The sequence below is a fragment of the Pseudomonas sp. Irchel s3a12 genome (assembly GCF_900187485.1).
Taxonomy (GTDB): Bacteria; Pseudomonadota; Gammaproteobacteria; order Pseudomonadales; family Pseudomonadaceae; genus Aquipseudomonas; species Aquipseudomonas neuropathica.
In genome coordinates this window covers 179,469-194,261 of the sequence record NZ_FYDN01000012.1, presented here as the reverse complement: position 1 = coordinate 194,261, position 14,793 = coordinate 179,469, and the positions used below count along the sequence as shown (strand labels likewise).

9 protein-coding genes are annotated in these 14,793 nt (G+C 60.8%); 8 read left to right on the top strand and 1 reads right to left on the bottom strand.

Annotation, left to right across the window (positions count from 1 at the left end; all coding sequences use genetic code 11):
- The first annotated feature begins 35 nt into the window (after nt 1-35).
- The 4 genes from CKW14_RS20920 to CKW14_RS20905 all read left to right on the top strand — a co-directional run bounded on the left by CKW14_RS20920 (nt 36) and on the right by CKW14_RS20905 (nt 7,536).
- Nucleotides 36-3,113, top strand: a complete 3,078-nt coding sequence (locus tag CKW14_RS20920) for an autotransporter serine protease (protein ID WP_095126055.1) — start codon at nt 36-38, stop codon at nt 3,111-3,113.
- A 55-nt stretch (nt 3,114-3,168) separates the two neighbouring features.
- Nucleotides 3,169-4,857: a polyurethanase gene (locus tag CKW14_RS20915; RefSeq protein ID WP_095126054.1), complete on the top strand. Its 1,689-nt coding sequence runs from the start codon at nt 3,169-3,171 to the stop codon at nt 4,855-4,857.
- 209 nt (nt 4,858-5,066) lie between these two features.
- Nucleotides 5,067-6,920, top strand: coding sequence for a polyurethanase (locus tag CKW14_RS20910; protein ID WP_095126053.1), 1,854 nt, complete (start codon nt 5,067-5,069; stop codon nt 6,918-6,920).
- 241 nt (nt 6,921-7,161) lie between these two features.
- Entirely contained in the window at nt 7,162-7,536 is a 375-nt protein-coding gene (locus CKW14_RS20905; RefSeq protein WP_095126052.1) for a hypothetical protein, read from the top strand.
- A gap of 138 nt (nt 7,537-7,674) precedes the next feature.
- Here the strand turns inward: CKW14_RS20905 and CKW14_RS20900 are convergent, their stop codons facing one another.
- Nucleotides 7,675-7,899 carry a YgdI/YgdR family lipoprotein gene (locus CKW14_RS20900; protein WP_095049074.1) on the bottom strand — a complete coding sequence of 75 codons (225 nt, stop codon included), beginning with the start codon at nt 7,897-7,899 and terminating at the stop codon, nt 7,675-7,677.
- A 194-nt stretch (nt 7,900-8,093) separates the two neighbouring features.
- Here CKW14_RS20900 and CKW14_RS20895 point away from each other — a divergent pair, with 194 nt between their 5' ends.
- From CKW14_RS20895 to CKW14_RS20880, 4 genes are read left to right on the top strand one after another with little or no spacing between them, the layout of a single operon-like run.
- Nucleotides 8,094-9,746 carry a VRR-NUC domain-containing protein gene (locus CKW14_RS20895; protein ID WP_095126051.1) on the top strand — a complete coding sequence of 551 codons (1,653 nt, stop codon included), beginning with the start codon at nt 8,094-8,096 and terminating at the stop codon, nt 9,744-9,746.
- Nucleotides 9,743-12,061: an ATP-dependent DNA helicase gene (locus CKW14_RS20890; protein ID WP_095126050.1), complete on the top strand. Its 2,319-nt coding sequence runs from the start codon at nt 9,743-9,745 to the stop codon at nt 12,059-12,061. The genes CKW14_RS20895 and CKW14_RS20890 overlap by 4 nt, the downstream gene beginning before the upstream one ends.
- A 5-nt stretch (nt 12,062-12,066) precedes the next feature.
- Nucleotides 12,067-14,007 (top strand): PAS domain-containing sensor histidine kinase, encoded by a 1,941-nt coding sequence (locus CKW14_RS20885; protein WP_095126049.1) that lies wholly within the window; start codon nt 12,067-12,069, stop codon nt 14,005-14,007.
- Between the two features lie 56 nt (nt 14,008-14,063).
- Nucleotides 14,064-14,600, top strand: coding sequence for a hypothetical protein (locus CKW14_RS20880; RefSeq protein ID WP_016983364.1), 537 nt, complete (start codon nt 14,064-14,066; stop codon nt 14,598-14,600).
- Nucleotides 14,601-14,793 lie beyond the last annotated feature (193 nt).

Here is a 14,793-nt window from a genome sequence, read left to right as displayed (position 1 = left end):
GGATTTTTCGCAACATCACTAAGGAAGGTCGCTGGATGAATAACAACAATACCCCCGCGCAAACGGGAGGCCGCTTTGCCCTGAAAACCCTCACGCTCGCCGTGCTCTGTGCCATTGGCACAGCCCACGCCGCGCCCTACGTGGAGAGCGGTCGTACGGGCGATCCGTCGAGTTGGCGCAGTGCCGAATTTCAGGCCGATTGGGGCCTGGGCGCGATCGGTGCCGATCACGCTTATGCCGCCGGCTATACCGGCAAAGGCGTGAAACTGGGGATCTTTGATCAGCCGGTGTATGCCGCGCACCCGGAGTTCTCCGGCAGCAATAAAGTCGTCACCCTGGTCACCAGCGGGATTCGCGAATACACCGACCCGTACATCCCGGTCAAAGCCGGCGATGCGTTCCGCTATGACGGTTCGCCCTCGGTCGGTTCCGACGGCAAACTCGGCGCCCACGGCACCCACGTCGGCGGTATCGCCGCCGGCAGTCGCGACGGCGGGCCGATGCACGGCGTGGCATTCGGTGCGCAGATCATCAGCGCCGACAACGGTGACCCGGGCCCGGAGGACGGCATCGTTCGTGGCAACGACGGCGCGGTGTACAAGGCCGGTTGGGACGCACTGATCGCCAGCGGCGCGCGGATCATCAACAACAGCTGGGGCATCGGCATCACTGACCGTTTCGACCTCGGCGGCCGCGATCCGGCGTACCCGCACTTCACCGTCAATGACGCGCAAGTGCAGTTCAACGAGATCCGCACGCTGCTCGGCACCAAGCCCGGCGGCGCCTACGACGGTGCGATTGCCGCCGCGCGCAGTGGCATCGTGACGATCTTCGCCGCCGGCAATGACTACAACCTCAACAACCCGGACGCCATCGCCGGCCTCGGCTATTTCGTCCCGGACATCGCGCCGAACTGGATCACCGTCGCCGCGCTGCAGAAGAACCCGGATCTGGCCAGCGCCAATCCGTACATCATGAGTACGTTTTCTTCGCGTTGCGGCTACACCGCGAGTTTCTGCGTCTCGGCGCCGGGCACGAAGATCTTCAGCGCGATCATCGAAGGCACCAACGCCGACAACCTGACCACCGGCTACAAAAACTACAACGGCACCTCGATGGCCGCGCCGCATGTCGCCGGTTCCATGGCGGTGCTGATGGAACGCTTCCCGTACATGAGCGGTGATCAGGTCGCCACGGTCTTGCGTACCACCGCCACAGACCTTGGCGCGCCGGGCATCGACGCCTTGTACGGCTGGGGCATGATCAACCTGCGCAAAGGCATCGACGGCCCGTCGATGTTCGTCACCGAGCAGGACATCCCAGCGGAATTCCGTATCGACGGCGCTTACGGCTCCGGCCAGTTTGTCGCGGATCTGCCGGGTATCGGCGCGATCATCGATCAAGGCAAACCGACCGAGCGCGTGTGCACCGACATCACCTGCGGCCTCGACACCTGGCGCAACGACATTTCCGGCCACGGCGGTCTGACCAAGCAAGGTATCGGCACACTGGTACTGACCGGCAACAACACTTACAGCGGCCCGACCCTGGTCAATCAGGGGCGCCTGGCCATCAACGGTTCGCTGCAATCGGCGGTGACGGTGAATGACGGCGGTATCCTCGGCGGCAACGGCCACATCGGCGCGCTGTCGGTGAACAGCGGCGGTACGGTGGCGCCGGGTAACTCCATCGGCACAATGAATGTGGCCGGTGACGTGACCTTTGCACCGGGTTCGACTTACGCCGTAGAGCTGTCGCCCACCAGCAGCGATCAGATCATCGCCACTGGCAAAGCGGTCATCGAAGGCGCGACGGTGAGCCTGTCGCTGGAAAACAGCCCGACGCTGCTGACCACCAATGAAGTGCAAAGCCTGCTCGGCACGCGCTACAACATCCTGCAAGCGGCGGGCGGTATTGAAGGGCGCTTTGGTCAGGTGTTGCCGGATTACGCCTTTCTCGGCGGCACGCTGGCGTACTCGGCCGATGGCATCCAGTTGGCGGTCGGGCGTAACGACGCTTCGTTCGCCAGCGTCGGTTTGACGCCGAACCAACGTGCGGTCGGTGCGGCGGCTGAGCGTCTGGGCGCTGGTAACGCGCTGTTTGAAACCCTGTTGCTGTCGCCGAATGCGGCGTCGGCGCAGCAAGCCTTCCAGCAGTTGTCCGGCGAAATCCATCCGGCCATTGGCACGATGCTGATCAACGACAGCCGTTACCTGCGTGAAGCCGTTGGCGAACGTCTGCGCGAGCGTGATTTGTTTAACGCCGATGCACCGACTGATGACCGCAGCAACGCCTGGGTCAAGGTCCTGGGTTCGTGGGGCAAAAGCGATGGCGGGCATGACAATGCCGACTCCAACAGCTCTATCGGTGGCTTGCTCGCCGGTGTCGATGGCTTGATCGCTGAAGATACCCGTCTCGGTTTCGTTACCGGTTATAGCGACAGCTCATTGAGCATGGGCAGCGGCACGCATTCGTCGGCATCAGTCGACAGCTACCACTTGGGTGCGTACCTGGGCCATCAGATCGACGCGCTGCGTCTGACCGTCGGTGGCGCCTATAGCTGGCACCGTGTCGACGTCAAACGTGACCTGCAGTTCGGGGACGTCAGCGGAAAACAAAAGACCAAGCACGATGCCGCAACCACTCAAGTGTTCACCGAGGCCGCCTATGATCTGGGCCTGCAACCGATGAACCTGGAGCCGTTCGCCAATCTGTCCTATGTGCACCTGAACACCGAAAGCTTCACCGAAAAAGGTGACGCCGCCGCGCTGAAGGGCGGTGAGGACAACCGCGATGTGGTGCTGTCGACCCTCGGCGTGCGCGCCAAGCGCAGCTTCGCGCTGTCGAATCAGCATCAGTTGGAACTCGGCGCGAGCCTCGGCTGGCAGCACAACCTGAGCAACGTTGATGCCGACAGCCATCTGGCGTTTGCCAATGGCAACAGCGCGTTCACCGTGCAGAGCGTGTCGATGGATCGCGATGCGGCGGTGGTCGGTGTGCGTGCGGGTCTGGCGCTCAATCGCGATGTGCGGGTGAACCTCGATTACAACGGACTGATCGGCTCGAACGAGAAGGACCACGGTGTGGGTCTGACCCTCGACTGGCAGTTCTAAGGCGTACCGGCAGTTCTGCGGAGCTGCCGGTTTTTGAAGGAAGAGAGAGCACAACATGGGACTGTTCGATTATAAAAATGCCGATGGCAAAGCGTTGTACAGCGACGCCATCGCACTGACGCTGTACGCCTACACGCCGACCGGCAAGCCTCTGCCGGCCACCGCCTGGGCACCGCTCACGGCAACCGCGCTGGGCTATCAGGGCAAGGTCGGGCCGCAGGGCACGTTCTTCGGCGAGAAGGACGGCTTCACCAGTGCCGAGGCCGAAGTGCTCGGCAAATACGACGCTGCCGGCAAACTGATCGGCATCGGCGTGGCCTTTCGTGGCACCGGCGGGCTGGGTTACAGCGACACCTTCGGCGACCTGAAAAACAACCTGCTGGCCGCCATCGGGCCGTCGGATTACGCGAGCAATTACGCTAAAAACGCTTTCGACAATTTGCTCAAGGCGGTCGCCACATTCGCCATTGCCAACGGCATTGCCGCCAAGGACGTGCTGCTCAGCGGTCACAGCCTCGGTGGGCTCGGGGTCAACAGCGTGGCCGAACTGAGCGCGAGCAACTGGGGCGGCTTCTTCAGGGATGCCAACTACATCACCTTCGCCTCGCCGACTCAGAGCAGCACCGGCAATAACGTGCTGAACATCGGGTTCGAAAACGACCCGGTGTTCCGTGTACTCGACGGCACCACGTTCAGCAGCGCCTCGATGGGCAAGCACGACAAGCCGCACGATTCGACCACCGACAACATCGTCAACTTCAACGACAACTACGCGTCCACCGCGCAGAACCTGGTGCCGTTCAGCATCATCAATCCGCTGAACTGGTCGGCCCACAGCTCGTTGGGCTATGCCGATGGCTTGAATCGGGTCATCGATTCCAAGTTTTACAACCTTACGCATAAAGACTCGACGATCATCGTCTCCAATCTGGAAGAAGCTTCTCGCGGCAAGACCTGGGTCGAAGATCTCGGCCGCAGTGGCGAGCCGCACACCGGCAGCACGTTCATCATCGGCACCCAGAGCAGCGACTGGCTCAAGGGCGGCGCGGGCAACGACTTCCTCGAAGGCCTGGGCGGTGATGACCGGTTCCGTGATGACGGCGGTTACAACATCCTGCTCGGTGGCCAGGGCCACAACACCTTCGAACTGCAGAAACCGTTGCAGAACTTCAGCTTCGCCAACGACGGTGACGGCACGCTGTACGTACGCGATGCCTATGGCGGCATCAGCATGACCCGCGACATCGGCGCGCTGGTGAGCAAGGAGTCGGGTTCGTGGTGGGGCAGCAAGGAAATCACCTGGGGCGTTACGGCCAAAGGTTTGACCAATGGCAACGAACTGACCCAGTACAACCACTCGCTCAGCGGCGATGGCTACGGCAATGCGCTGCACGCCACGGCTGACGGTGACTGGCTGTTCGGCCTCGGTGGCGATGACAAGTTGATCAGCGACAAGGGCCATGTGACCTTCGTTGGCGGTGCTGGCAACGACGTGATGACGGCGGTGGGTGGCAACAACACCTTTCTGTTCAGCGGCGCGTTCGGTTTTGATGCCATCAACGGTTATCAGGGCAGCGACAAACTGGTGTTCATGGGCGTCGAGGGCGCGGGGCAGGGCTATGACTACAAACAGCACGCGGCGCAGACCGGCAACGACACCGTGCTGAAGATTGGCGACTATGCCGTGACCCTGGTCGGGGTGGGAGTGGCTAACCTGTCGGACTCGGCGTTCGTGTTCGCCTAAACAGTAATCCTGTAGGAGCTGTCGAGTGAAACGAGGCTGCGATCTTTTGATCTTGCTTTTAAGAGCCAAGTCAAAAGATCGCAGCCTTCGGCAGCTCCTACAGAGGCAGCGTTAAAGAAGTGTTGTATCGAAATGCTCCGGGGCGTCCCCGTGGGGCGCCCTGGCTGTGAGCTATCTCTAACAATTCCAACAAGAGAGAGGCAATAGCAATGGGTGTGTATGACTACAAGAACTTCGGCACAGCCGATTCCAAGGCGTTGTTCAGCGATGCCATGGCGATCACGCTGTATTCCTACCACAACCTCGATAACGGCTTTGCCGCCGGTTATCAGCACAACGGCTTCGGCCTCGGCCTGCCCGCCACGCTGGTCACGGCACTGCTCGGCGGCACCGATTCCCAGGGGGTGATCCCCGGCATTCCGTGGAATCCCGACTCGGAAAAACTCGCCCTCGACGCGGTGAAAAAGGCCGGCTGGACGCCCATCACCGCCTCGCAACTGGGCTACGACGGCAAAACCGATGCGCGGGGTACCTTCTTCGGCGAGAAGGCCGGTTACACCACCGCCCAAGTGGAAATCCTCGGCAAGTACGACGCCCAGGGCCATCTCACCGAACTCGGCGTTGCCTTTCGCGGCACCAGCGGCCCGCGTGAGAACCTGATCCTCGACTCCATCGGTGACGTGATCAACGACCTGCTCGCCGCCTTCGGCCCCAAGGATTATGCGAAGAATTACGTCGGTGAAGCCTTCGGCAATCTGCTCAATGACGTGGTGGCGTTTGCCAAGGCCAACGGCCTCAGCGGCAAGGACGTTCTCGTCAGTGGCCACAGCCTCGGTGGCCTGGCGGTCAACAGCATGGCCGACCTGAGCGGTGGCAAGTGGGGTGGTTTCTTTGCCGACTCCAACTACATCGCCTACGCCTCGCCAACGCAAAGCAGCACCGACAAAGTGCTCAACGTCGGCTACGAAAACGACCCGGTGTTCCGCGCCCTCGACGGCTCGACCTTCACCGGAGCTTCGATCGGCGTGCACGATGCGCCCAAGGTCTCGGCCACCGACAACATCGTCAGCTTCAACGATCACTACGCCTCGACCGCGTGGAATCTGCTGCCGTACTCGATCCTCAACATTCCCACCTGGATCTCGCACTTGCCGACCGCGTATGGCGACGGTATGAATCGGGTGATCGACTCAAAATTCTACGACCTGACCAGCCGCGACTCGACGATCATTGTCGCCAACCTCTCGGACCCGGCGCGGGCCAACACCTGGGTACAGGATCTCAACCGCAACGCCGAAACCCATAAGGGCAGCACGTTCATCATTGGCAGTGACGCCAACGATCTGATCCAGGGCGGCAGCGGCAACGATTACCTGGAAGGTCGCGCCGGCAATGACACCTTCCGCGATGGCGGTGGCTACAACGTCATCCTTGGCGGGCAGGGCAACAACACCCTCGATCTGCAAAGCGCGGTGAAGAACTTCGACTTCGCCAACGACGGCGCCGGCAATCTGTACATTCGCGACGCCAACGGCGGGATCAGCATCACCCGCGACATAGGCAGCATTGTCACCAAGGAACCGGGCTTTCTCTGGGGGCTGTTCAAGGACGATGTGACCCACAGCGTCACGGCCAGCGGCTTGAAGGTCGGCAACAACGTCACCGCGTACGAGTCCAGCGTCAAAGGCACCAGCGGCGCCGATACGTTGAAGGCGCATGCCGGTGGCGACTGGTTGTTCGGGCTGGACGGCAACGATCACCTGATGGGTGGCGCGGGCAATGACGTGTTTGTTGGCGGCGCAGGCAATGACCTGATGGAGTCGGGGGGCGGGGCGGATACGTTCCTGTTCAACGGTGCGTTCGGTCAGGACCGGGTGGTCGGTTTCACGTCCAATGACAAACTGGTGTTTCTTGGTGTGCAGGGGGTGTTGCTGGCGGAGGATTTCCGGGCTCATGCTGCGACCGTCGGGCAGGACACGGTGCTGACGTTTGGCAATGATTCGGTGACGTTGGTCGGGGTGTCGCTCAACAGCTTGAGTGCTGACGGCGTTGTGATCGCCTGAGGTTGATGGGGCGCCGGTAAGGGCCTCTTCGCCAGCAGGCTGGCTCCCACACTGGATCTGTGTCGTTTATAAATCCCCTGTGGGGGCGAGCCTGCTCGCGAAGAACGATAACTCGGTTTCAAAAGTGACTCGACAGCCACTCCCTGACTCAAACCCCTGCGAAAACAGGAAATGCGGCCTAAAGCCAGCACGTGAGCACACGTTCTATAGCTAGCCGCCATTGAGTACAGGAGATTCAAACGTGAAAGGTTTCAAGGGGTATGTCGGGTTCGTCGCACTGGCGCTGTGTTCGGCCAATGCCTGCGCCGATCTGCCTCAAAGCTCGATTCTGAGCCGTTACGGCGTCACCACCGACCAACTGCCGAGCCCGCCGAAAACCGCGGAGGTCGAACCGGTCGAAGAGAAGAGCCGCTTTCAGATTCAGCCCGAACAACCGTTCGTGACCCTGCGCCTGGGTGACGGCAAGCAGCCGCAAACCACCGGCAATCTGAGCATTGATCGCATGGCGCAGCAGGATCTGGAACGCTGCCGGCGCTTGCAGGGGGAAGTGGTCAAGCGGGGTGGCACGTACATGCCTTGCGACGGCAGCATTCCGGGCATGCCTACCTTCGAATAAAAAAGCAGCTTTGATGATCGTTCCCACGCTCCGCGTGGGAATGCCTCAACGGACGCTCCGCGTTCGGCTCTGGATGGGACGCGGAGCGTCCCGGGCTGCATTCCCACGCAGAGCGTGGGAACGATCGATCGCCGTGAGTCAGTCTTCCTCGCGCACTGTGGCCACTTCATCAGCGCGAACCTTCACCTTGGCCCCGGAAATATCCTCGAACTCATAGAAGCCGTCCTTGGTTTTGGTCTTCGGCATGTCCTTGGTCAGGTACTGGGTGCCGTTCTGCAGGGTGACCACCGTCGGGGTCGAGCAACCGGCCAGTGCCAGCGCGGCGGCGATGGCGAAAGGGATGCCCAGTGCTTTGATTTTCATACCCACCTCTAAATCCTCATTCGATGTGATGCCGAGCATTGTCGGCCCTCTAACGCGGTTGGTGCCATCCCCGGGGGAAAAGTTCGATAGCCTGGCGAAAAAATGCCATTGATCATTTTCCGTTTGCACCGGGTGGGGCACAGCTGGTATCTGTACGCATAACCAGTACTCGCTTGCCATGGCCCAGAATTCCCGTGACTGCCAATCCCCTCGACGACCCGTTCTATTACCTTAACAACTTCCGGCAAGTGCTTGATTGGCTTGAGCTTCGTTATGCCGATGTAATGAGCGAACCGGAACACGCATTCATCCGCGACTTCAACGCGTTGCCCCGCCCGAGTCAGGGGCTGCTGGTGCGGATGGTGATGCGCAAGGGTGTGCATTTTCGTGCCGGCAAACTCAATTACGTGGAAATCGGTGACATCGCCGAGGCCGCGCAGCCCTTGTTGGAGCACGGCTGGATCGACGAACACGCGCCGCTGGTCCTCGCCGAGTTGTTCGATGTGTTGCTCAAGGCCGAGATCCTGCAAGCGTTCGCAGCCTTTATCGAGCAACCCAAGGGCCGCAAGGACGATTGGCTGCCGCTCCTCGCCGAGCAGTTTGCAGACGCTCGCAGCCTGCGCGACTGGGCTCCGCTGCTCGATGATCGCTTGTTCAGCCTGACCATCATGGACCTGTGCGATCGCTTGCGGCTGATGTTCTTCGGCAACCTGTATCAGGACTGGTCGGAATTCGTCCTCGCCGACCTTGGCATCTTCACTTATGAAAAAGTCGAATTCTGCGCCGACTCGCGGGGCCTGCGCAGTCGCGACGACGTCGATGCGTGCCTGTTCCTGCACAACTGTCAATTGCGTTTCGAGGCCGGTGAGCCACTGGACACCATTGTTGCGCAGGTCAGCGCCTTGCACTTCGACAACCCGTGGCTGCAACGCCGGCGTGGCAAGGTGCTGTTCCAGATCGGCCAGTATTGCGAGCGCATCAGCGAGTTTGCCCTGGCCCTGAGCATTTACCGCGACTGCGCCTATCCCGGCGCCCGTTTACGCATGATCCGCGTGCTGGAGCGCAGCGGCGAATACTCGTTGGCGCTGGAGCTCGCCACGCTGGCCGAACAGGCGCCGGAAAGCGCTGCCGAGCAGCAAGGCCTGCAACGGATATTGCCAAGGCTGCGGCGCAAACTCGGCGGCCCGCCACTCAAGCGCACAACGGCCAGACCGGTCGAGCGGCTGGATCTGCAATTGCCGCGCACCGACCCAGCCTTGTCCGTGGAGTTTTACGTGCAGGCGCATCTGCACGATGACGATGGCCCCGTGCATTACGTGGAAAACAGCCTGATCAACTCGCTGTTCGGTTTGTTGTGCTGGCCGGCGATCTTCGCGCCATTGCCCGGGGCATTCTTTCACCCGTTCCAGCGCGGCCCGGTGGACCTGCTCAACGAAGATTTCCAGCAACGCCGCGCCGAGCTGTTCCAGGCGTGCCTGAGCGAACTCGACGACGGCCGCTATGCCGCGACCATTCGCCAGCGCTTTGTCGACAAATGGGGTGTCCAGTCGCCATTCGTATTCTGGGGCGCGGTGAATGAACTATTGCTTGAGCAGGCATTGGCCTGTCTGCCCGCCGAACATCTCAAGCACTGGTTCAACCGTTTGCTGCTCGACATCAAGGCCAACCGCGCCGGCATGCCCGACCTGATCCAGTTCTGGCCGCAGCACAAAACCTACCGAATGATTGAAGTGAAAGGCCCCGGCGATCGCCTGCAGGACAACCAGTTGCGCTGGCTGGAGTTCTGTCATCAACACCAGATGCCAGTAGCGGTGTGTTACGTGCAATGGGCGGAGCAGAGCGCTTGAGCTACAGCATTGCCGTGCGCGCACTGTGCGAGTTCACCGCCAAGACCGGCGACCTCGACCTGCGCTTCACCCCATCGCCCACGGCGCTGGAAGGCATCGCCGGCCACCGCACTGTGGCCTCGCGGCGCAGCGAAAAGTATCAAAGCGAAGTGGCGCTCGAAGGCGAGTTTCTGCAGTTGAAGGTCAAGGGCAGGGCGGACGGCTACGACCCGGCGCAAACCTGCCTGGAAGAAGTCAAAACCTACCGTGGCGACCTGAGTAAGCAACCGGCCAATCACCGCCAGTTGCACTGGGCACAGGCGAAGATCTACGGCTGGTTGATGTGCCGCAAACTCGAACTTGAGCAAATCAATCTGGCGCTGGTGTATTTCGATATCGTCAGCGAGAAGGAAACCTGCCTGGTCGAGGCCTTCAGCGCCGAAACCCTCAAGGCCTTTTTCGAGCAGCAATGCACGCTGTTCCTGCAATGGGCCGAACAGGAAATGGCCCATCGCGAGGCGCGCAATCTGGCCGCGCAGCAACTGGCGTTTCCCCATGCCGATTTTCGTCCCGGTCAGCGGCACTTGGCGGAATCAGTGTTCAAAGCCGTCAGCACCGGCCGTTGCCTGATGGCCCAGGCACCGACCGGCATCGGCAAAACCCTCGGCACGCTGTTCCCGATGCTCAAGGCCCTGGCGCCGCAGCAACTGGACAAGGTGTTCTTCCTGACCGCGAAGACACCGGGGCGCAAACTGGCGCTGGATGCCAGTCAGGTGTTGTTCGATCAGTCACCAGCCTTGCCCTTGCGGGTGCTGGAAATGGTCGCCCGGGACAAGGCCTGCGAACATCCGGACAAAGCCTGTCACGGCGAATCCTGCCCGTTGGCCCAGGGCTTTTATGATCGCCTGCCGGCCGCGCGGGAAGCGGCCAGCCGAATCCGCCTGCTCGATCAAGCCGCCATGCGCGAGGTCGCTGCGCAACACGCGGTGTGCCCGTATTACCTGAGTCAGGAGATGGCCCGTTGGGTAGACGTGGTGATCGCCGACTACAACTATTACTTCGACTTCAGCGCCATGCTGTTCGGTCTGGCCCAGCTTAATCAATGGAAAGTCGCGGTGCTGGCGGACGAGGCGCACAACCTGGTCGAACGCGGCCGGCAAATGTACAGCGCCAGTCTTGATCAGTTCACCCTCGGCAGCGTGCGCAAAACCGCGCCGGCACCGCTGAAAAACTCCTTGCAACGGATCAACCGTGAGTGGAACGCGCTGCATGCGCCGCAACTGGCGGCGTATCAGGCTTACGACAAGGCCCCGGAAAAACTCCTGCAAGCGATCTCGTTGTGTTGCGCGGCCATTGGCGATTACCTCAATGACCATCCGCAGGGTCTCGACAGCGCCGTGCAGAACTTCTATTTCGACCTGCTGCAATTCGCCCGGGTGGCAGAACTGTACGACGAGCATTACCTGTTCGACATCAGCAAGCGCGACCTCGACCGCAAAAAGCCGCTGTCGCAGTTATGCCTGCGCAACGTGGTGCCGGCCGCGTTCATTGGTCCGCGCCTGAAAGCGGCGCGCAGCAGCGTGCTGTTTTCCGCGACCCTCAGCCCGCGTCACTATTACGCCGATTTGCTTGGCACGCCCGCCGACACCGTGTGGATCGACGTCGAATCGCCGTTTTGCGCCGAGCAGTTGCAGGTGCAGATCGTCAGCCGCATTTCGACACGCTTCAATCATCGTCAGGCCTCGCTGGAGCCGATCGTCGAATTGATCGCGCAGCAGTTCAGCGAGCGTCCGGGCAACTATCTGGCGTTTTTCAGCAGCTTCGATTATCTGCAACAAGTGGCGTCGTTACTCGCTGAGCGTTACCCGCACATCACCCTGTGGCAGCAATCGCGGGGCATGCTCGAAGGGGCGCGGCAGGCCTTTCTCGATCAGTTCACCGCGCACAGCCAAGGCGTCGGCTTTGCCGTGTTGGGCGGTGCGTTCGGCGAAGGCATCGATTTACCCGGTGCGCGGCTGATCGGGGCGTTCATTGCCACGTTGGGGCTGGCGCAGTTCAATCCGGTCAACGAACAACTTAAACACCGCATGGCCGCCATCTTCGGCGCCGGTTACGACTACACCTACCTGTACCCCGGCGTGCAGAAAGTGGTACAGGCCGCCGGGCGAGTCATCCGCACCCGTGAGGATAGCGGCGTGGTGATGCTGATTGACGATCGCTTTGCCGAGAGCCGGATCAAACAGCTGCTGCCGCGCTGGTGGGCAATCAATCACGAGACGGACGCTTCCCAATTTGCCGGATTACCGCATACTTCTGCTCATGACAATGGCTGGTGAGTGTGATGAGCGAGAAAAACAAGACCGCGGCGATCGAAGAGATGCGTTTTCGTCTGCTGATCGATGCGGTGGTCGACTATGCGATCTACATGATCGATCCCGACGGCATCATCACCAGTTGGAACTCCGGCGCCAAACGCTTCAAGGGCTACGAAGAAGCGGAAATTCTCGGCGAACATTTCTCCCGCTTCTATACCGCTGAGGATCGCGCCGCCGGTCTGCCGCAACGTGCGCTCGATACGGCGATCCGTGAGGGACGTTTCGAAGGCGAGGGCTGGCGGGTGCGCAAGGACGGCACCAATTTCTGGTCGCATGTGGTCATCGATCCGATCATTGATCCCGACGGCAAATTGCTCGGTTTCGCCAAGATCACCCGCGACCTGACCGACCGGAAAATGGCTGAAGAAACCCTCAAGCAAAGCGAGCAGCAGTTCCGCTTGCTGGTGCAGGGCGTCACCGACTACGCGATCTACATGCTCAGCCCCGAAGGCCGGGTCAGCAACTGGAACCAGGGCGCACAGCGGATCAAAGGCTATCTGCCGGAAGAAATCATCGGTCAGCATTTTTCGCTGTTCTATACCCCCGAAGACCGCGAACTCGGCGAGCCGCAACGGGCGCTGGAAATCGCCACCCGCGAGGGCCGCTTCGAGAACAAGAGCTGGCGCATGCGCAAGGACGGCACGCGGTTTCTCGCTCATGTGGTGGTCGATGCGATTCGTGGTGACACCGGCACATTGCTCGGTTTTGCCAAGATCACCCGCGACATCACCGAAGCCCACCAGGCGCAACAGGCGCTGGAGAAAACCCGTGAAGCGCTGTTCCAGGCGCAGAAGATGCAGGCCATCGGTCAGCTCAGCGGTGGCATCGCCCATGACTTCAATAATCTGCTGACGGTGATTCTCGGTAACCTCGAGATCGTGCAAAAGCGCGTGGGCGACGATGCGAAAATCAGCCGCCTGCTGGAAAACGCCACCCAAGGCGCCTTGCGTGGCGTCTCGCTGACCCAGCGCATGCTGGCATTTGCCCGCCGTCAGGAATTGAAGACCGAGTCGGTCGATATCGCGCAATTGGTTCAGGGCATCAGCGGTTTGCTGCGTAGCTCCCTCGGGCCGGGTATCCTTGTCGACACGCGGTTTCCCGACGATCTCGAGCTGGTGCTGGCGGACACCAATCAGTTGGAATTGGCCTTGCTCAATCTGGCGACCAACGCCCGCGACGCCATGCCCGATGGAGGTACGGTGAGCATCAGCGCTGAACCGCAAGTGGTGCTAGAACTGGGGCATTCGGACCTGCCTGCGGGGCGTTACGTCTGCCTTAGCGTAATCGATACCGGGGAGGGCATGGATGATCACACGCTGGCGTCGGCCAGAGATCCGTTCTTCACCACTAAAGGCTTGGGCAAGGGCACCGGGCTGGGCTTGTCGATGGTCCACGGCTTCATGGAACAACTCGGTGGCCGTTTCATTCTCAAGAGTGCAAAGGCCCAGGGCACCACGGCAGAACTGTGGATTCCGGTGGCCGGCGAGGGTACCGTCAGCAATTCGCTGCAGCCACACGCCGAGCCCGTGGTGGTACCAAGACTCAGCGTGCTGGTGGTGGATGACGACTCACTGGTATTGAACAGCACCAGTCTACTGCTCGAAGACCTCGGCCATCGGGTGGTCAGTGCGACGTCCGGTGCGCAAGCGCTGGCGTTGTTCGATCAGGGCGAGGTCATCGACCTGATGATCACCGACATGGCCATGCCGAAAATGAGCGGCGCGCAACTGGCCCATGCCGTGCGCGTGCTCAAACCGGATCTGCCGATCATCCTGGCCACCGGCTACGCCGAACGCCTGGAAGGCTTTGCCGCGCAACTGCCACGATTGCCCAAGCCGTTTACGCAGATGAATCTGGTGGCAATCATTGCCCAATCGATGAAACAAGGCGTCGGTCAATCCGTCTGAACTTGGGCGCCAACGGGGACTTCTAAACGTTTTCCCCACCCCGGAGCGTGCATCTTTTGTCTCGCATACTGACTGAGCCCACCGCTGAAGAAACCCTGACCGAACATGACGCCAAGATGTTTGGCTCACCCAAGGAACGGCTGGATTTCTATCGGCGGGAGATCCAGTACGAAACCAGCATCCTCGCCAACCGTACCGACGCTTATCTGGCGGCGCAGTCGTTTCTGGTGATTGCCTTTGCCTCGTGCATGGCCAACCTCAACCCGGAGTGGGGCAAGTTGTTCACGCTGGTGGTGCCACCCTTTCTGGCACTGCTCGGGCTGCTCAGCTCGCTGAATGCCTGGCCGGGGATTCGCGCGGCGTACGACATCATCGATCACTGGCATTTCAAGCAGAGCCACTTGCTGCACAGCGAGCCGCTGATGGGCCTGGCGTATGACGAATCGCCGCTGTTCAGCGAGATGGAGTCGAGCCACAAGGGCTATCGCAAGTCGCTGCTGTTTTCGGTGCGTACGCCGTGGATCTTTGCGACGTTCTGGGTGTTGCTGGGGAGTTATGCGGTGTTTATTCAGGTGACCAATCCGGGCGGGTGATTGGCAGGTAGGGAAAAGCCCGGCTTATGTAGCCGGGCTTTTTTATTCGCGTGGATTTTGTGGTGCTATTCAGACCGATCCCCCTCACCCCAACCCTCCCGAAACGTCGGACCGCCCCCAATGGGGGCGAGGGGGAAGGGAGCAGATCTTCGTTGTACTCAAAATCTGCGTTCGACTCGGTATCTCAATGTCG